Annotated in this window: 16 protein-coding genes, 1 pseudogene and 1 riboswitch; of the genes and pseudogenes, 13 read left to right on the top strand and 4 right to left on the bottom strand. The window is 70.4% G+C overall.

What is annotated here, in order from left to right; all coding sequences use genetic code 11:
- Positions 1-10 precede the first annotated feature (10 nt).
- The 3 genes from QE377_RS01090 (at position 11) to QE377_RS01080 (ending at position 4,686) form a co-directional block, all read left to right on the top strand.
- Complete coding sequence (locus QE377_RS01090; RefSeq protein ID WP_307318821.1) at positions 11-1,255, top strand: sugar ABC transporter substrate-binding protein; 1,245 nt, start codon at positions 11-13, stop codon at positions 1,253-1,255.
- Between the two features lie 66 nt (positions 1,256-1,321).
- A complete protein-coding gene (locus tag QE377_RS01085; protein ID WP_307318818.1) occupies positions 1,322-2,446 on the top strand; it encodes a glycoside hydrolase family 15 protein in 1,125 nt (374 codons plus the stop codon).
- Positions 2,443-4,686, top strand: a complete 2,244-nt coding sequence (locus tag QE377_RS01080) for a TIM-barrel domain-containing protein (protein WP_307318816.1) — start codon at positions 2,443-2,445, stop codon at positions 4,684-4,686. Before QE377_RS01085 ends, QE377_RS01080 begins: the two co-directional genes overlap by 4 nt.
- A 72-nt stretch (positions 4,687-4,758) precedes the next feature.
- On the opposite strand, the gene QE377_RS01075 is transcribed toward QE377_RS01080, so the two are convergent.
- Positions 4,759-5,742, bottom strand: coding sequence for a putative zinc-binding metallopeptidase (locus QE377_RS01075; protein ID WP_307318812.1), 984 nt, complete (start codon positions 5,740-5,742; stop codon positions 4,759-4,761).
- A gap of 278 nt (positions 5,743-6,020) precedes the next feature.
- On the opposite strand from QE377_RS01075, the gene erm reads away from it, so the two are divergent.
- From erm to QE377_RS01045, 6 genes are all read left to right on the top strand, one after another.
- Complete coding sequence (erm, locus tag QE377_RS01070; protein WP_307318811.1) at positions 6,021-6,788, top strand: 23S ribosomal RNA methyltransferase Erm; 768 nt, start codon at positions 6,021-6,023, stop codon at positions 6,786-6,788.
- 65 nt (positions 6,789-6,853) lie between these two features.
- Entirely contained in the window at positions 6,854-7,762 is a 909-nt protein-coding gene (locus QE377_RS01065) for an NAD(P)-dependent oxidoreductase (protein ID WP_307318810.1), read from the top strand.
- Positions 7,759-8,202 carry a GNAT family N-acetyltransferase gene (locus QE377_RS01060; protein ID WP_307318809.1) on the top strand — a complete coding sequence of 148 codons (444 nt, stop codon included), beginning with the start codon at positions 7,759-7,761 and terminating at the stop codon, positions 8,200-8,202. Before QE377_RS01065 ends, QE377_RS01060 begins: the two co-directional genes overlap by 4 nt.
- An 11-nt stretch (positions 8,203-8,213) precedes the next feature.
- Positions 8,214-8,305: riboswitch (TPP riboswitch) on the top strand.
- Positions 8,297-9,106 (top strand): hydroxyethylthiazole kinase, encoded by an 810-nt coding sequence (thiM, locus tag QE377_RS01055; protein WP_307318806.1) that lies wholly within the window; start codon positions 8,297-8,299, stop codon positions 9,104-9,106. It overlaps the preceding riboswitch by 9 nt.
- Positions 9,103-9,750, top strand: a complete 648-nt coding sequence (gene thiE / locus QE377_RS01050; protein ID WP_307318804.1) for a thiamine phosphate synthase — start codon at positions 9,103-9,105, stop codon at positions 9,748-9,750. Before thiM ends, thiE begins: the two co-directional genes overlap by 4 nt.
- Positions 9,747-11,225: a bifunctional hydroxymethylpyrimidine kinase/phosphomethylpyrimidine kinase gene (locus QE377_RS01045; RefSeq protein ID WP_307318801.1), complete on the top strand. Its 1,479-nt coding sequence runs from the start codon at positions 9,747-9,749 to the stop codon at positions 11,223-11,225. Before thiE ends, QE377_RS01045 begins: the two co-directional genes overlap by 4 nt.
- A gap of 114 nt (positions 11,226-11,339) precedes the next feature.
- Here QE377_RS01045 and QE377_RS01040 read toward each other — a convergent pair whose 3' ends face one another.
- The 3 genes and pseudogenes from QE377_RS01040 to QE377_RS01035 form a co-directional block, all read right to left on the bottom strand.
- Positions 11,340-11,504: a hypothetical protein gene (locus QE377_RS01040; protein WP_307318799.1), complete on the bottom strand. Its 165-nt coding sequence runs from the start codon at positions 11,502-11,504 to the stop codon at positions 11,340-11,342.
- Positions 11,505-11,565: 61 nt separating this feature from the next.
- Positions 11,566-12,093, bottom strand: a pseudogene (locus tag QE377_RS17285) (ABC transporter permease); the annotation flags it as partial.
- 1 nt (position 12,094) lies between these two features.
- Positions 12,095-13,018, bottom strand: a complete 924-nt coding sequence (locus QE377_RS01035) for an ABC transporter ATP-binding protein (RefSeq protein ID WP_307318796.1) — start codon at positions 13,016-13,018, stop codon at positions 12,095-12,097.
- Positions 13,019-13,101: 83 nt separating this feature from the next.
- Here QE377_RS01035 and QE377_RS01030 point away from each other — a divergent pair, with 83 nt between their 5' ends.
- The 4 genes from QE377_RS01030 to QE377_RS01015 all read left to right on the top strand — a co-directional run bounded on the left by QE377_RS01030 (position 13,102) and on the right by QE377_RS01015 (position 17,202).
- Positions 13,102-13,758, top strand: coding sequence for a TetR/AcrR family transcriptional regulator (locus tag QE377_RS01030; protein WP_307318793.1), 657 nt, complete (start codon positions 13,102-13,104; stop codon positions 13,756-13,758).
- Complete coding sequence (locus tag QE377_RS01025; protein ID WP_307318791.1) at positions 13,755-14,270, top strand: hypothetical protein; 516 nt, start codon at positions 13,755-13,757, stop codon at positions 14,268-14,270. Before QE377_RS01030 ends, QE377_RS01025 begins: the two co-directional genes overlap by 4 nt.
- A 48-nt stretch (positions 14,271-14,318) precedes the next feature.
- A complete protein-coding gene (locus QE377_RS01020; RefSeq protein ID WP_307318787.1) occupies positions 14,319-15,440 on the top strand; it encodes a VanZ family protein in 1,122 nt (373 codons plus the stop codon).
- 145 nt (positions 15,441-15,585) lie between these two features.
- Positions 15,586-17,202, top strand: a complete 1,617-nt coding sequence (locus QE377_RS01015; RefSeq protein ID WP_307318786.1) for a PAS domain-containing sensor histidine kinase — start codon at positions 15,586-15,588, stop codon at positions 17,200-17,202.
- Positions 17,203-17,242 lie beyond the last annotated feature (40 nt).

Genomic DNA, 17,242 nt, shown 5'->3' with positions numbered 1-17,242 from the left:
GAGATATCGCATGAACCGCACAGCGCCCCTCGCCGGAATCGGCGTCCTCGCCGTCGCCGGCCTCGCCCTGGCCGGATGCTCCGGCTCGACGACGCCGTCGAACGGCGGAGCCGTGACCATCACGTACACGAACTTCATCTCGTCCGGTGGCAACGAGGACAACCTGCAGAAGATCGTCGACGCCTTCGAGGCGGAGAACACCGACATCACTGTCGAGGTCACGACGCTGCCCTACGCCGACTACTTCACGGCGCTGCAGACCGACCTCGCGGGCGGTACGTCGTCGGACGTGTTCGACATCGAGTTCGCGAACTACGCCGCCTACCAGCAGAGCGGGGTCCTCGCGCCGCTCGAGGGCGTCGACACGAGCGCCTACCAGACCTCGCTCGCCGACGCGTACGCCACCGACGGCACGCAGTACGCACTGCCCAGCTCGTTCTCCAACGTCGTGCTGTTCTACAACACCGACCTCTTCGATGCGGCCGGCCTGGAATACCCGACGTCGGACTGGACGTGGGCGGATGAGAAGGCCGCGGCGGAGAAGCTCACCGACACCGCCGCCGGGGTGTGGGGCGACTACCAGCCCATCTCGTACCACGAGTTCTACAAGGCGGTCGCTCAGGCGGGCGGGGAGTTCCTGACCGCCGACGGCAAGCTCGGATTCAACGGCCCCGAGGGGATCGCCGCAGCCGAGTGGCTTGTCGGCAAGAGCGGAACGACGATGCCGACCGCCGAGCAGGGCGCAGGCACCCCCGACTTCGACAGCGGCCTGTTCGCCGGCGGCAAGCTGGCGATGTGGCACAGCGGCATCTGGATGTTCGGCACACTCGCCGACGCGTCGATCGGCTGGGACATCGCCGTCGAGCCCGGCGACACGCAGCACGCGAGCGCGCTGTTCTCCAACGCCGTCGCCGTCTCGGCCGGCACGAAGAACAAGGAAGCGGCGACGAAGTTCGCCGAGTTCCTGACGAGTTCGAAGACCACGGTCGACACGCGCCTGGAGGCCGGATGGGAGCTCCCGCCGATCGCCGACGAGACGTCCCTGTCGGCCTATCTCGACATCACGCCGCCGACCAACCGACAGGCCGTGTTCGACTCGCTCGAAGAGGTCGCCCTCGCGCCCTCGATCGGCGACGGCCAGGCGGAGATGCAGGACATCGTCACCGAGGAGCTGACCGAGGCGGCCGCAGGCCGCAAGACGGTCGAGCAGGCGCTCACCGACGCCGAGAGCCGCATCACGCCGCTGCTCGGCTGACACCCGCCCTCTGACCGGGGGCGCGACGAGCGCCCCCGGTCACCGCGACTTCCAGGGAACGGACCCATGACCACGACACCCCGCGTCGACCTCGGCGCGCTCCTCGACCGCTCTCGCGCCGTCATCACATCGCTCCAGGAGCCCAACGGCGCGTATCCCGCCTCACCGTCGTTCTCGGCGTACCGCGGGTACTGCTGGTTCCGCGACGGATCGTTCATCGCCGACGGCGCGTCGGCGGCGGGCGAGGTGGCTTCCGCATCCGCGTTCCACGACTGGTGCGCGATGGTCGTGAACCTGCACGCCGACCGCATCCGCGACATCGTGGAGGCGGCCGACGCCGGTACGCCGCTTCCGGACAAGCACATGCTGCCCGCGCGCTTCACGTTCGACGGTGAGTTCGGGGCGGACGACTGGTGGGATTTCCAGCTCGACGGCTACGGGACGTGGCTGTGGGCCGCCGCTGCGCACGCCGAGCGTCACGCGATCGACCCCGCGCGGTGGGCCGATGCGGCCGCGCTCACGGTCGAGTACCTTCTCAGCTCCTGGGAGCGCCCGTGCTACGACTGGTGGGAGGAGCACGACGAGGCTGTGCACGGCTCGACGCTCGGATGCATCGCGGCCGGTCTGCGCGCCGCCGCCGACGCGGGCCTGGTGACCGGCGAGCGCGCCGAGCGCGCCCGCGCGGGAGCCGAGGATGTGACCGCGCGCCTCGAACGAGACGCCGTGGTCGACGGGCACCTCGTCAAGTGGATCGGTTCGGATGCCGTCGACGCGAGCCTCAGCTCGCTCATCGCCCCGCTCGGGGTCGTCGATCCGTCCTCGCCGCTCGCGGCGGCCACACTGCGCGCGGTGTCGGATCAGCTCGAGGTCGACGGCGGCGTGTATCGCTTCCGCGCCGACACCTTCTTCGGCGGCGGCCGCTGGCCTCTGCTGTCGTGCTTCCTCGGCCTCGCGTACGCGGCGGTCGGAGATCGCACCGAGGCCCGGCGCCTGCTGGAGTGGGCCGCAAGCACCGCCGACGGCGCGGGAATGCTGCCCGAGCAGGTCGACGGGCACCTCCTCGCGCCCGAATACCGCCAGGAGTGGATCGACCGGTGGGGTCCGGTCGCGACGCCGCTGCTGTGGAGCCATGCGATGGTGCTGCGCCTCGCCGCAGAGCTCGGTCTGGACCGTGCGGAGCTCGCGGCATGATCCGCCACCGTCCGTCCGGCTCGGGGCATCCGTACTCCGACGACACAGAGCAGCGCAGTCCGGTGCAGCCGGTCGCGGGGGAGACCCTGCGGCTCGGTGTGCGCACGTCCGGCGACATCGAGGAGGTGGTCCTCGAGCTGCACGTCGACGGCGAGTACGCGCGCTCCCTGCCGCTCGCGCGCGTCGCGCGCTCGTCGCGAGGCCAGGCCGTGGACGGCGGACATCTCGCCTCGGCGCAGGCCCGGACGGCTCGCGCGGCCGGGGGCTGGCAGGTGGAGCTCGACGCCCCGGCTGCGCACACCAGGCTGCGCTACCGATTCACCGCCACCGGGGCGGACCGCCGCATCCAGCGCACGCGGTGGTTCGAGACGCGCGTCGCCGGATGGCGGCCCGCCCCCGTGGGTACGCTCGCGATCGAGGGGTCCGCGGTCGTGGTGCACGACGGGGTCGAGGTGCTCGACGACGGTGTACGCGTTCACCGGGTGCGCTTCGCGCTCCCGCTCGAGCCCGGCGAGCACGTCACCGGGTTCGGTGAGCGCTACGACGCGCTCGACCACCGCGGCACGCGCCTGGACTCGGTCGTGTTCGAGCAGTACAAGAGCCAGGGCGCCCATCGGCGCACGTACCTGCCGATGCCGTTCGCGCATGTCGTGGGTGGGCAGGGCTGGGGGTTCCACGTGCGCACGTCGCGTCGCGTGTGGTTCGACATCGGTGAAGCGTCACCGGAGCGGCTGACGGTCGAAGCCGAGGTGGATGCCGCCGCCACCGACCGCGACGTGCTGTCGCTCGCGCTGTATGCGGGCACACCCGCCGCGGTGCTCGATGCGTTCCTCGGCGAGACCGGGCGTCCGCGAGCTCTGCCCGACTGGGTATTTGGGCTTTGGGCGAGCGGCAACGAGTGGAACACGCAGGCCGAGGTCGAGCGGCAGATGGCGCTGCACCGCGAGCACGGCGTCCCGGTGCGCAACGTGGTGATCGAGGCGTGGAGCGACGAGAAGAGCTTCACGATCTTCCGCGACGCCGAATACCGGGTGCGCGAGGACGGCGGCCCGATGCGCCTGGCCGATTTCACCTTCCCCGCCGAGGGGGCATGGCCGGACCCCAAGGGCATGGTCGACGCGCTGCACGCGCACGACGTGCGTGTGCACCTGTGGCAGATCCCGCTGCTCAAGCTTCGCCCGCATCCGACCGGTCAGGCCGCTGCCGACGCGCGCGCCGCGCTCGCGCAGGACGTGCTGATCCGCGAGAGCGCCCCGGATGGGACGTTGCGTCCGTATCGCAATCGCGGGTGGTGGTTCCCGCTCTCCCTCATGCCCGACCTCACCGACGAGCGTGCCGCCGACTGGTGGACCGAGAAGCGCCGGTACCTGGTCGAAGAGGTGGGGATCGACGGCTTCAAGACCGACGGCGGCGAGCACGCGTGGGGTGAGGACCTCGTGTACCTCGACGGCTCGTCGGGCGACGCATCGAACAACCGCTTCCCCGTGGCGTACGCTGCGGCTTACGGCCGGCTCCTGGAATCGGCGGGCAAAGCGCCCGTGACGTTCAGCCGCGCCGGCTTCACCGGCTCTGCGGCGCACGGCGCCTTCTGGGCAGGCGACGAGAACTCCACGTGGGAGGCCTTCCGCTGGTCGATGCTCGCGGGGCTGTCGGCCGCGTCGTGCGGGATCATCTACTGGGGGTGGGACATCGCCGGGTTCTCCGGTCCGATCCCCGATGCCGAGCTCTACGTGCGGGCGATGGCGGCGAGCGTTTTCGTGCCGATCATGCAGTACCACTCGGAGTTCAACCACCACAAACTGCCGTCCAACGACCGCACGCCGTGGAACATCGCCGAGCGCACGGGTGACGTCGACGTGATCGCCGAGGTACGCGGGCTCGTGGAGCTGCGCGAGCGCCTGATCCCTTACCTGGCCGCCTCCGCAGCATCCACGATCGACACGTCGGTGCCGCTCATGCGCCCGCTGTACTTCGACCACCCCGCCGATCCGCGGGTGTGGGAGCATCCGCTGCAATGGATGCTGGGGCCCGACCTGCTCGTCGCCCCGGTGCTCGAGCCGGGCGCGTCCGCGTGGGACGTCTACCTTCCCGCGGGCGAATGGATCGAGGCCCGCACCGGCGCGTCGTCCACGGGAGGTCGAGTGGTCACGGTGGACGTGTCGTCGCGCTCCTCGGTCCCGCTCTTCGTCCGCGCCGCAGCCTGGCCCGCGCTGTCCGAGGTTCTCACGGGCCGGGACTGACCTGTGAGAGAGGGACGCCGGTGACCTCGGCCGCTCCGGCGGCGGAGTCGGGTGCTCACCTATCGGCCGCCGTCACGGCCGCAGCGATGCGACGAAGTCGAGCTTCTCCAGCACGGGGTCCGGCAGGAGGAACGGGTAGAGGTCGCCCTTGCCCATCGAGCGGTTGATCATGTTGAGCGCGGTGGACAGCGGCATCCAGACCTCCGTCACGACATCGCGGAACGTCGCGAATGCATCGACTCCCGCGAACATGGCCAGGCCGTACTGGTCGGCGGTCTCGAGCGTGTCGGTGATGTGCAGGAAGTGGGCCCACGTCTCGGCGAAGTCCTCGTAGGGGTGCATGGTCGCGTACGTCGAGATGTAGCGGGCCTGCCATCCTGCAGGCGGCCCCTCGGAGTAGTGGCGGTCGATCTCGGCCTGGTAGTCGGCTCGCTCGTCGCCGAACAGCGTGCGCGCCTCGGCGACGCGGTCCGTGTTCTCCACGAGCAGCCACTCGAAGTAGTGCCCGACCTCGTGACGGAAGTGACCGAGCATCGTGCGGTAGGGCTCGCCCAGTTGCTGCTGCACCTTGACCCGGTGCGCGTCGTCGCTCTCGGCCAGATCGATCGTGATGACACCCGCATCGTGGCCGATGACGACGTTCTCCTGCACGCTCGAGAGCAGATCGAAACACAGTCCCTTCTCGGGGTCCTCGGCCTTCCCGACCACCGCGAACCCGAGCCGGTCGAGCTCGAAGAGCAGCCATCTCTTGGCGCGCTCGGCGACGGGGTACTGCGAGAGCCCTTCGAGATCGGCATCGTTGGGGCGTACGCGGGTGAGGTCGCACGCAGAGCACTGGCCGCCCTCGGATGCGGCCAGCCACGTGCAGCCGGACAGGCCGAGGTTCCGGCACACGTGCCACATAGCACCTGACTCATCCACGTACCGGCCCGAGTCGTCGACCGGGACGATCTCGCCCTCCGCGCGGGAGAAGCCGAGCGGGGTGCCGCACGATGTGCACACGGAGTTCTCGAAGTACAGGGCGTTCCCGCACATGCGGCATCGGAATGCTCTCACCCCGCAAGCGTGACAGAACGGATCGATCGTCGGTGCGGGCTTGCGATCCATCCGGAAGCGATCCTCTTCGCACCGGTCGCCTAGACTCGTGCGCATGGGAACGTTGAACGCAGCGCCGATGACGGCGTTCGTCTACTCGATCCGCGACCGCCGCGCCTGACGGCGCGTCGCTGATCTTCGCGTGATCGCGCCGTCTTCCGGGATGTCCTCGCACCCCGGCAGCGCGTCCTTGTCGTACCCGCTCACCGGGGTGCTCCGAATCTTCCTTTGGAGCGCTCATGCGTACCCGTTCCGTTCACGGCGGCCGCCACGAACTCGGCCAGAACTTCCTCGTCCACACGCCCACCATCGACCGCATCGTCTCGCTCGTCGCAGCATCCGAGGGGACGATCCTCGAGATCGGGGCCGGCGGCGGCGCGCTCACCGCGGGTCTCGCCCGTCTCGGGCGGCCGCTCACCGCGATCGACATCGATGAGCGCCGCGTTGCCGCACTCCGCCAGTCCTATCCGTCGGTGCGCGTCGAGCACGCCGACGTCCTGCGCCATCCGCTCGACGCGCCCGTCGTCGTGGGCAACGTCCCGTTCCACCTCACGACGCCGATTCTTCGGAGAATGTTGCAGCGCCCTTCGTGGCAGCATGCTGTCCTGCTGACCCAGTGGGAAGTCGCCCGCAAGCGCGCCGGCGTCGGCGGCGGCACCCTCCTCACTGCGCAGTCGGCGCCATGGTTCACCTTCACCCTGCACGGGCGGGTGCCGGCGCGGGCGTTTCGACCCATGCCGTCCGTGGACGGCGGCATTCTGTCGATCACCCGCCGCCCTGCGCCGCTCGTCTCGGATGCGGACCGGCGTGCGTACGAGCGGTTCGTGGGCGATGTCTTCACCGCGCGGGGGCATGGCATGCCGGCGATCCTCGCGACGGTCGCGCGCATGTCGGCCCCGGCCGCGCGACGTCGACTGGATGCGGTGGGCATCGCCCACGGTGCGCTGCCCCGCGACCTGGGTGCGCAGCAGTGGGCGCGCCTGTGGCGAGAATGCGCAGGGGAATGAGGTGTCGACGAGTCCCGGTTCGACGCGCCGCGCGGGCAGGATGAGAAGGTGGAAGAGGAAAAGAGATGAGAGAACGGACCGTCGGGTTCATCGGACTCGGCATCATGGGGGTCCCCATGGCCTCGAACCTCGTCAAGGCGGGGTTCGACGTGGTCGTCTGGGCGCGTTCGGCCGCCCCTCGGGATGAGCTGGTCGCGCACGGCGCGCGGGCCGCCGGGAGCGTCGCGGGAGTCTTCGCCGCGGCCGAGACGATCGTTCTGATGCTGCGCGACGAGCCGGCCGTCGATGCCGTGCTCGCGCGCGGCGCGGACGACTTCGGCAGACTCGTGGCCGACAGGACCCTCGTGCAGATGGGGACGTTCACGACCGCGTTCTCCCGGGCCCTGGCGGACGAGGTCGCCGCCGCGGGCGGCCGGTACGTCGAGGCGCCCGTCTCGGGATCGCGGGGTCCGGCGATCGAGGGAACGCTCGTGGGCATGCTCGCGGGGGAGCCCGACGTGCTCGCCCACGTCGAGCCCGTGGTGGACGCGATGTGCGCCCAGACGTTCCGGTGCGGCGACATCCCGAAGGCGCTGACGATGAAGCTCGCGGTGAACACGTATCTCATCACGATGGTGACGGGTCTGGCGGAGACCTTCCATTTCGCCGAGCGCGCGGGCGCCGACATCGGTGTGCTCCGCGAGGTGCTGGCCGCAGGCCCCATGGCTTCGGCGGTGTCGCGCGGCAAGGCGCAGAAGCTCGCCGACGGCGACCTGTCCGCGCAGGCGGCGATCACCGACGTCCTCAAGAACGCCCGGCTTGCCGAAGATGCCGCGCGCGCGGTCGGCTCCGCGCATCCGTTGATCACCGCGAGCAGACGACTCTACGAGGAGGCTGCGGATGCGGGACTCGGCGAGCTCGACATGATCGGTGTGATCGACGCGCTTGCCGCCCGGGAGCCGGGAACCGGCGATGAGACGGGGGAGCGATCATGACGATCGTCATCCGCGCCGGCGCGGCATCCGATCATCCGCGACTCGTCGAGGTGTGGCGGGCCGCGGTCGAAGCGACGCACGACTTCCTGACCTCTGCCGAGGTCGACCTCTACGAGCGGCAGCTGCGCGTCTATCTTCCGCAGATGCCGGAGCTCTGGGTTGCGATCGAGGACGGTGCGATCATCGGCTTCCTCGGCTACAGCGACGGTGTCATCGAGATGCTCTTCGTCGACCCCGCCTGTCACGGACAGGGCGTCGGGCGGGCGCTCGTCGCCCGCGTCGCCGAAGGAGCGGCCCCGCTTCGCGTCGATGTGAACGAGGAGAACGCGGGCGCCCAGCGCTTCTATGCGGCGCTCGGGTTCATCGAGGTCGGACGCTCCGCGCTCGACGGCGAGGGTCAGCCGCATCCGATCCGCCATCTCGAGAGCCCGCTCCGCTAACCTGAATCCACACATACGACACGGGGTGCCCTGCGGGGCTGAGATCACACCCGTCGAACCTGATCTCGTCAGTACGAGCGGAGGGATGTCGCACATGACGCGCGCGCCAGAGAACCTGATCGAATCCACCATCCGGGCCTGGGAGGCGGTGCGGGAGCAAGGCCCGCTCGTGCAGTGCCTGACCAACGCGGTGGTCACGGGCTTCACCGCCAACGTCCTCCTCGCCCTCGGGGCGGCTCCGGCGATGGTCGACATCCCGGAGGAGGCGGGGCCGTTCGCGCGCATCGCCTCGGGGGTCCTGGTCAATCTCGGCACACCCGGCTCCGAGCAGCGCGAGGCGATGCGCGAGGCTGTGGCGGCCGCACAGGAGGCGGGCACTCCCTGGGTGCTCGACCCCGTGGCGATCGGCGTCCTGCCCGTGCGCACCGCGCTCGCAGCCGAGCTCGTCGCGGCGGGGCCGAGCATCGTGCGCGGCAACGCGTCCGAGATCATCGCGCTCGACGGCTCGGGCGCCGGAGGCCGCGGAGTCGACGCGACGGACGGTGTGGAGGATGCGGTCGCCGCCGCCCGACGCATCGCGCAGGCGACCGGTGCGATCGTCGCCGTCTCGGGCGCGGTGGACGTGGTCACCGACGGCGCGCGCGAGGTGCGGCTCGGTAACGGCGATGCGTTGCTGACACGCGTCACCGGTGGCGGATGCGCCCTCGGCGCCGTCATGGCGGCGTTCGCCGGCGTCGACGAGGACCGTCTCGCGGCGGTGGTCGCCGCGGTCACGGTCTACAACGTCGCCGCAGAGCTCGCCGCGGCGCGTGCCGCGGGACCGGGCAGCTTCGCCGTCGCGTTCCTCGACGCGCTCGCGCGTCTCGACGCGGACACACTGCGGAGCCGGGCGGTGATCGCGTGAACGCGGACCTTTCGCTGTATCTCGTGACGGATGCGGGCATCGCCGCAGCAGCGGGCCACGACATCGTCGACGTGGTGCGCCAGGCGACGGCGAGCGGTGTCACGGCAGTGCAGCTGCGCGAGAAGGACGCCTCCGCGCGCCAGTTCCTCGACACGGTGACGAGGGTGTCGGCCGTGCTACCTGACGGTGTCGCCCTACTCGTCAACGACCGCGTGGACGTCTTCCTCGCCGCCCGTCAGGCGGGCGCGCGCGTGTCGGGAGTTCACGTGGGGCAGAGCGATCTGCCGCCGGACACGGTGCGCGCTCTCATCGGCGACGACGCGATCATCGGCCTCAGCGCCGCCACGCCGGAGCAGCTGGCTGCTGCATCCGGCAGCGGTGTCGTCGACTACGTCGGTATCGGTGCGCTTCACGCGACAGCCACGAAGCGCGATGCGCCCCCGCCGCTGGGGCACGAGTCGCTCGCCCGGCTGGTCGCGGCGAGCGCGCTTCCCGCGGTGGCGATCGGCGGTGTCACCGCTGCCGACCTCGGTCCGCTGCGGCGCGCGGGTGCTGCGGGGGCGGCGGTCGTCTCGGCCGTCTGCGGTGCGGGCGATCCCGCAGTCGCCGTCCGTATGCTGCGCGCGGCATGGGACGCGGCATGAGTGCCGGGCGCGCGATCCCGCGGGTGCTGAGCATCGCCGGAACCGACCCGACGGGAGGCGCCGGCATCCAGGCGGATCTCAAGAGCATCGCCGCGAACGGCGGTTACGGCATGGCCGTCGTCACCGCCCTCGTCGCGCAGAACACGCACGGCGTGCGTTCGGTGCACGTGCCGCCCGTCGCGTTCCTCGCCGAGCAGCTCGACGCCGTCTCCGACGATGTGCGGATCGATGCGGTGAAGATCGGCATGCTCGCCACCGTCGAGGTGATCGAGACCGTCGCGGCCTGGCTCGGCCGCATCCGCCCTCCGGTCGTGGTGCTGGACCCGGTGATGGTCGCGACGAGCGGCGATCGCCTGCTGGACGCAGATGCGGAGGACGCCCTCCGGCGCCTGCTGCCGCACGTCGACCTCGTGACCCCCAACATCCCCGAGCTCGCGATCCTCGCGGGCGCGCCCGCGGCCACCGCCTGGACCGAGGTGCTCGCGCAGGCCAGCGTCGTGGCTCGTGAACACGGCGTGCGCGTGCTCGCCAAGGGCGGACATCTGTCGGGGGAGCGGCTGCCCGACGCACTCGTCGAGCTCGCCGACGACCAGGTCAGCGTCACCGAGTTCGAGGGCACCCGCATCCGCACCCGGAACACGCACGGCACGGGCTGCTCGCTCTCATCGGCGGTGGCGACCCGCGCGGCCGCCACAGGAGAGTGGGCGCAGGCGACGGCCGAGTCGAAGAGGTGGCTCACCGAGAGCATTCGCCACGGCGCCGAACTCGAGGTCGGTTCGGGCAACGGGCCGATCAGTCACTTCGCGGGGCTCTGGGAACGCGGCGGCCTCGACACCCGACCGACCGCGCGCGAGGTCGAGACCGGGTGGTGGGAGGACATCGCCGGCATCCGTGCGGAGATCGACGACCTGCCGTTCGTGCGGGGGCTGGGCGACGGCACGCTCGAGAGGAGCGCGTTCCTCGGCTACCTCGCCCAGGATGCGCTGTACCTCGGCGAGTACGCCCGCGTCCTCGCCGACGCCGCCCGCCTCGCGCCGGACTCCGCGGAGCGTGCGTTCTGGGCCGGAAGTGCCCAGAACGCGATCCTCGGCGAGCTGCAACTGCACGAGCACTGGCTCGCGGGCGAGTCCGGGCTCGGTCCGCACCCCGATGCGGTCACGACGGCCTACCTCGATCACCTGCTGGCGGCCGCAGCCCGCGGCGACTACCGCGTGCTCATCGCGGCGCTCCTGCCCTGTTACTGGATCTATCAGGACGTGGGGGAGCGACTGCAGGCGCACTCGCATCAAGAGCACGCGTATCGCTCCTGGCTGGAGACCTATGCCGACCCGGTCTTCGCTCAGTCCACCCGCCGCGCGATCGACATCGTCGCCGGAGCCGCGGCGACGGCGGATGCGGCGACCCGAGCCGCGATGCACGACGCGTTCCTGGCATCTGCTCGTCACGAGCTCGCCTTCTTCGCTGCGGAGCGATGACACCACGCGACCCGGTCAGAGCGAGAGTCGCGCGGGTCGACGGGGATCGACGGTGATGACGGCGGCCACCCACAGATCGGAGTCGGGTGGAAGCCGGGTGGAGATCATGCGCCCTCAGACGTCGCGCACGCGAAGTGTCGTCACGGCCGCCACCGTCATCCAGACGGTGAAGACCGCCATCACCGCCAGACCGAGAAGCGGCGGTACGCCGGAACCGACCACCGTGTAGGAGCCTTGGCCCGCGGTCGTCGGCCAGAAGGTCCCGGCGAACTGACCCACGATCCCCGGAAGGCCAGGGGCGAGGGCGGGTACCAGGAGGGGAGACGGTCACGACGATCGCCAGCGCGCCCGAGGAACTGCGCGTGAGGATGCCGAACGCGAGGCCGAGCACGGCCGACAGCACGAGGTACGCGACGGCGCAGATGAGGGCGCGCACGGTCTCGCCGTCGCTCATCATCGCCGTCGGCAGACCGGCGACGGCAAGCGCCGCCTGACCCGCGGCGAAGCTCGCCGCTGCCGTGGCGACCGCCACGACAGCGGCGACGGAGATGGTCACGAACGCCTTCGCGGCGAAGAGTCGAGCGCGCCGTGGCGCGAGGGCGAGAGTGCTGATGATCTGCCCCGAGGCGTACTCGCTGGTCACGGCTTGCGCCCCGAGCATCGCCATGAGCAACTGCCCGACGAGGATTCCCTTGAAACTGACGCCGACGGGGTCGAAGTCGCCCGGCAGCTCTGCCTGCCACTGCGCGCTCAGGCCGCTGATGCCCAGCAGACTCACGAGTGCGGTGACGACGATCGTCGCCGCGGCGAGGAGCCAGGTGCTTCGCACGCTCCGCGTCTTGATCCACTCCGACGCGAACAGGTTCATCTCAGGCCGCCTTCCGGTCGAGGGCGGTCATGCGCAGGAAGGCGTCTTCGAGGGAGTCGCGCACGAGCGTGAGCTCCGACACCTCGACGCCGGCCGTGGCGGCGAGGTGGTCGACCTGATCGGGGGACGTGTCCCGCACTCGGAGTGCCTCGGGCTGCCCGGGAGTCGGGGTCGTGGACAGGCCTGCTCTCGCGAGGACCCCGGAAAGACCTGCGACGTCGGGTGTGCGGACGCGGACCCAGGATGTGGTCCGGGAGGCGATGAACGCCGGCAGCGACTCGTCGGCGAGCAGTGTCCCGCGATGGATGACGATCAGGTGGTCTGCGGTCAGCTCCATCTCGCCCATGAGGTGGCTCGAGAAGAGCACGGTGCGTCCCTCGGCCGCGAGCTCGCGCATGAGCGCGCGTGCCCAGCGGATGCCCTCTGGATCGAGGCCGTTGAGCGGTTCGTCGAAGATCACGATCCCCGGGTCGCCGATCAAGGCGGTCGCGATCCCCAAGCGCTGCTTCATGCCCAGGGAGAACGCTCCGGCGGGCCGGCTGCCGACGTCGGCCAGTCCGACGGTCTCCAGCATCTCGTCGACGCGTGAGCGGCGGATGCCGGCGGCGCGCGCCGTCGCCCAGAGGTGGTCGCCCGCGGAGCGTCGCGGATGGACGGACCGTGCGTCGAGCATCGCTCCCACCACGCGGGCCGGGTTGGGCAGCTCGGCCGCGCGGAGACCGCCGATCGTCGCCGCTCCGGATGACGGTCGATCGAGTCCGAGGAACATGCGCAGGGTGGTGGACTTGCCGGCGCCGTTCGGGCCGAGGAAGCCGGTCACGACGCCCGGCCTGACCTCGAACGACAGGCCGTCGACGGCGGTGATCGCGCCGTGGCGCTTGGTGAGGGCGTGTGCCTGGAGCGAGAGCGGAGAACTGAGGACCATGCGTGGCACACTACACCGTGTGGTGTAGTCACTACACTCGTCGGTGTAGAGTTGACGGCGCAGTCACAGAAAAGGGGACGCCGATGCCCGACACGCAGGTCAAGCAGCTCCGGGAGGGCCAGGCCCACAAGCGCTCCGCGATCCTCACCGCCGCCCGCGAACTGTTCGTGCGCGACGGCGTCGAGCGCACCAGCATGGACGCGGTAGCGGCGCGCGCGGGCGTGTCCAAGCGCACCGTGTACGACTACTACGGAGACAAGCGCCGGCTCCTCCTGGGTGTCGTGGAGCAGGCGGGGGAGGCGGCCCTGATCACCCTCCGACAGCTGATCGAGCGTCACCTTCCGCCGGTCCTCGCCGATGCCGACCCCGCCGCGACAGAGCGCGCGCTCGTCGCCTTCGCCCTCGATCTCGGCCGCTCCCAGCTCGCCGCCTCCGACTACGCCGCCGCCGTGCGGCTGATCACCGAGAACGAGACGCTGCTTCCGGAGCTCGACGACCATCCGCTCGAGGCGGCGCACAACCGCGCGCTCGCCGAACGCCTCGACCTGCTGGCGCGAGCCGGCCTCCTCGACGCCCCCGATTCCGAGCTCGCCGCCGATCACTTCCATGCCCTGACGACCCTGCGCGTCCTGAACGAGCCCGGACGGCGACGCGCCCAGCTCGACCGTGTGGATCGGATCATGACGGACGGTGCGCGCGTCTTCCTGCGCGCGTACGCATCCGACGGGAGTCGGGCATGACCGAAGCGCGCGACGATGACGCTCAGACGCGGATCCGGCGCGCCGCGTCCCTCAAGGAACGGATCTATGTGGCCTTCACCGCCCTCGCGGTGATCATCGCACTGCGCGCTCACGATGAGCATCCGGATGCGGGACTCGCACTCGGAACGCTCGCGATCACCGTTGCTGCGACGGTCTGCGCGGTCTATGTCGCCGACCTCCTCAGCCACATGGTGGTGCACTCGCGCGTGCCGGGGCGTGTTGAGCACCGGCACATGGTGGCCAGCACCCTGGGCGCGGCGACCGTCGCGCTTCCGCCTCTCGCGTGCATCGGGCTCGCGGCGCTCGGGCTCTACGACGCTTCGACGGGTCTGCTGGCCGCGATGCTCATCACGACGGCGACCCTCGTCGCGATCGGTCTGCTCGCCGTGCGCCGGCTCGCCGTCCCCCGGCTGCAGCGCATCGTGATCCTCGTCGGGGAGGCCGTGCTCGCGATCGGGGTCATCGCGCTGGAGCTGCTCTCACACGGCTGAGCGCGACGCGCGCCAGGCGGCGTCGACCTGTCTCTTAGGATGGATCGGATGACCGGGTGGACGTGGCAGGCATGGTTCGGCCTCATCGGAGGCTCGTTCATCTTCTTCGCCGTCCTCGGCCCGATGCTGCTGATTCAGATCCGTCGCTACGGCCGGCTCTCGTTCCCCAGGCTCCTGGGTGCCGCGGCGACCAGCGTCTACGCGGTGGCACTCGTCGCCTACACGCTTCTGCCGCTGCCCGACGTCGCGGCGAACTGCGGGGTGAGCGGCGCCGGCATCGAGCTCATCCCCGGGCACTCCGTGGGCGACATCCTGCGAGAGACGCGGGGCCTCTCGTTCGTCTCGGCCTTGACGAGTCGCGCCACGCTTCAGGTCGCGTTGAACGTCGCCCTCTTCATTCCCTTCGGCATCATCGCGCGTCGCTACTGGAACCGCGGACCCGTGGTGTCGATCGTGCTCGGCGCCGCGCTGTCGCTGCTGATCGAGACCACGCAGTTGACCGGCATCTGGGGACTCTACGACTGCGCGTATCGCGTCGCCGACGTCGACGATCTGATAACGAACACCGCCGGCGCAGCGATCGGCGTGTTCCTCGCCCCACTCCTGCTGTCTTGGATGCCGAGTTCCGGCGCCCTGCGTCGGGACCGTTCTCTGCCGCGGCCCGTCACCGGCTGGCGACGGTGGTTCGGGATGGTCCTCGACGCTGTCGCGGTCAACGTCGTGAGCGGGTTGCTCTCGCTGACCCTCATCGCGCCGCAGTTGGCGCTCACCGGCGGACGGGAGCCGGCGGATGCGGTCGCGATCGCGAGTGTGGTCTTCGTCGGCGTCGGCACCGTCGCGCTCGTCGTGGTCCTGCCCGCGGTCATCGGCGCGGGAGCCTCCATCGGACAGCGGCTCGTGTGGTTGACGCCGACGTGGCCGCCGGATCGCTCCGGATGGTGGCGGCGACTTCATCGCGCATCGGTCGTGGCTCTGCCGTACACGATCGCCACCGTACTCGACCAGCTTCCGGGCGCCGACGCCGGAGTGCTGCAGACCGTGGTGGGCCTCGTGGGCATCAGCAGCGGGGTCATCGTGCTGGTCGCGGTGGCGTCGGTGCCGTTCAGTCGGGGACGTCGCGGTCTCTCGTTGATCGTCTCCGGAGGCGAGCTGCGCGACGCGAGAGCCTGACTCCGGGGCTCTCGGGCGCTGTCGTGAGAGTGGTCCCGCCGGATACGTTTGAGGAGTCCCTGAGATTTCGGGCATCCCGGAGGGGCGCCTCTCCCGTCGTGACAGGGCATCTCGTCATCGGCCCACCCGAAAAGCGGAGAACCGCATGACCGACTTCATCGTCGATCTCGTGGCCAGGTCGTTGCTGTGGCTGCAGGGCCTCGTGCTGGTCGGACTCATCGCCTGTCTCATCGTGTACGATGTCCAGTTCGGGCGAACACTACCTGTTGTGTTCTGGATCGTGATCGCGCTCCTGCTCGCGGCGGGCTGGCTCACGGCCGCGCTGGCGCGCCGGAAGCCGCGCACCTCGGTGGTCGCCGCGACGCGGATTTCCAACGTCGTCGTGTTCGTGGCGCTGCGGCAGGAACTCCTGCCGCAGACCTCGCTCACCGTCTTCGTGCTGGCCGTGCCGTTGTTGGGTATGGCGTTGCTACCTCGTCCCTGGCCGACGGTATCGGTCTTGTCGATGGTGCTTTTCGTCGTCGTCCCCTGCGCCATCACGGGGATGTGGCCGGCGACGCTCGCGGATGTGTTCTTCGACTACGGAACTTTCGTCGCACTGGTCCTCGTCATCGTCGTGGCCGCCTTCGGCGCCCGCGCCCTGCGCCGTCACGCCGCCCGGCTCTCGGCCGCGCACCGGGCACGCGAGCAGGCGCTGGCCCGTGTCACCGACGGCAAGGCGCTCGTCGACGCCGTCATCGGCGCAGTACCCACGGCGATCGCGGTCTACGATCCGGAGGGCACGCTGCTGCTCGCCAATCCGCGTGCCCACGAGGTCGCGCGGCACGAGGGGTACGAGCTGGAGAGTCCCACCGAGCCTGTCGCCTCCGGCGTGGTGTTCGCTGCTGATCGAACGACGCGCGTGCGTCGCGGGGACAGGCTGCTCCAGGCTGTGGTCGATGGTACGGAACTGCCTCCCACTCTCGCCTGGGTCGGTCCGCCGGGACACCAGCGCGCCTACATCCGTTCGTCGTCGAGGGTCGCCCGTCCCGACGGCTCTGCCCTCGGGACTCTCGTCGTCGCGGAGGACGTCACCGAGGTGCTGCATTCCGAGCAGATGCGGGACGACTTCCTGCACACCGTGTCGCACGAGCTGCGCACGCCCATGACGCCGCTCATCGGTCATCTGGACCTGCTGAGCGAGCGGGTCCAGACGACCGACCCCGGGGCCCAGGAGCGGATCGACATCATCATGCGCAGCGTCGATCGGATCATGACGCGCGTGTCGGAGCTGCTGACCGCCGCCGACATCCGCGTGGAGCTGCAGCTCAAGCCGACGGATGTCGCCGGTCTTATCGGCGAGTGCGTGCGCGCCGCACGTCCCGCTGCGGCGAAGCGCGAGCTCACGATCCGCGCCGACGTTGCCGACGCCGCGGTCGCTATGGCGGATGCGGCCCGCATCCGGCAAGCCGTTTCGGAACTGCTCGCGAACGCCGTGAAGTTCGCCGTCGAAGGCACCGAGGTGCTCGCGCAGTGGGATCGCGTCGACGACGAGATCCGGATCCGCGTCAGCGACGAGGGTCCCGGCATGAGCGATGTGGAACAGCACCGGGCGTTCGACCGCTTCTATCGCGCACCGATGGCGCATCGAGACGCCGTGCAGGGATTCGGTCTGGGGCTGTCCGTCGTGCACAACATCGTGACCGCGCACGCGGGGGCGGCCTCGCTCGCACGAAGCGCGGCCGGCGGAACAGAAGTCACGATCCGCATCCCGGCGCTCTGAGCGGCATCGCGCCCTCACGGACGCTAGCGTGAGAGGGCCC

The sequence above is a fragment of the Microbacterium sp. SORGH_AS_0862 genome, from assembly GCF_030818795.1.
Classification (GTDB): domain Bacteria; phylum Actinomycetota; class Actinomycetes; order Actinomycetales; family Microbacteriaceae; genus Microbacterium.
The sequence above is the reverse complement of the archived record's forward strand: the minus strand, read 5'-3'. Positions and strand labels throughout refer to the sequence as shown.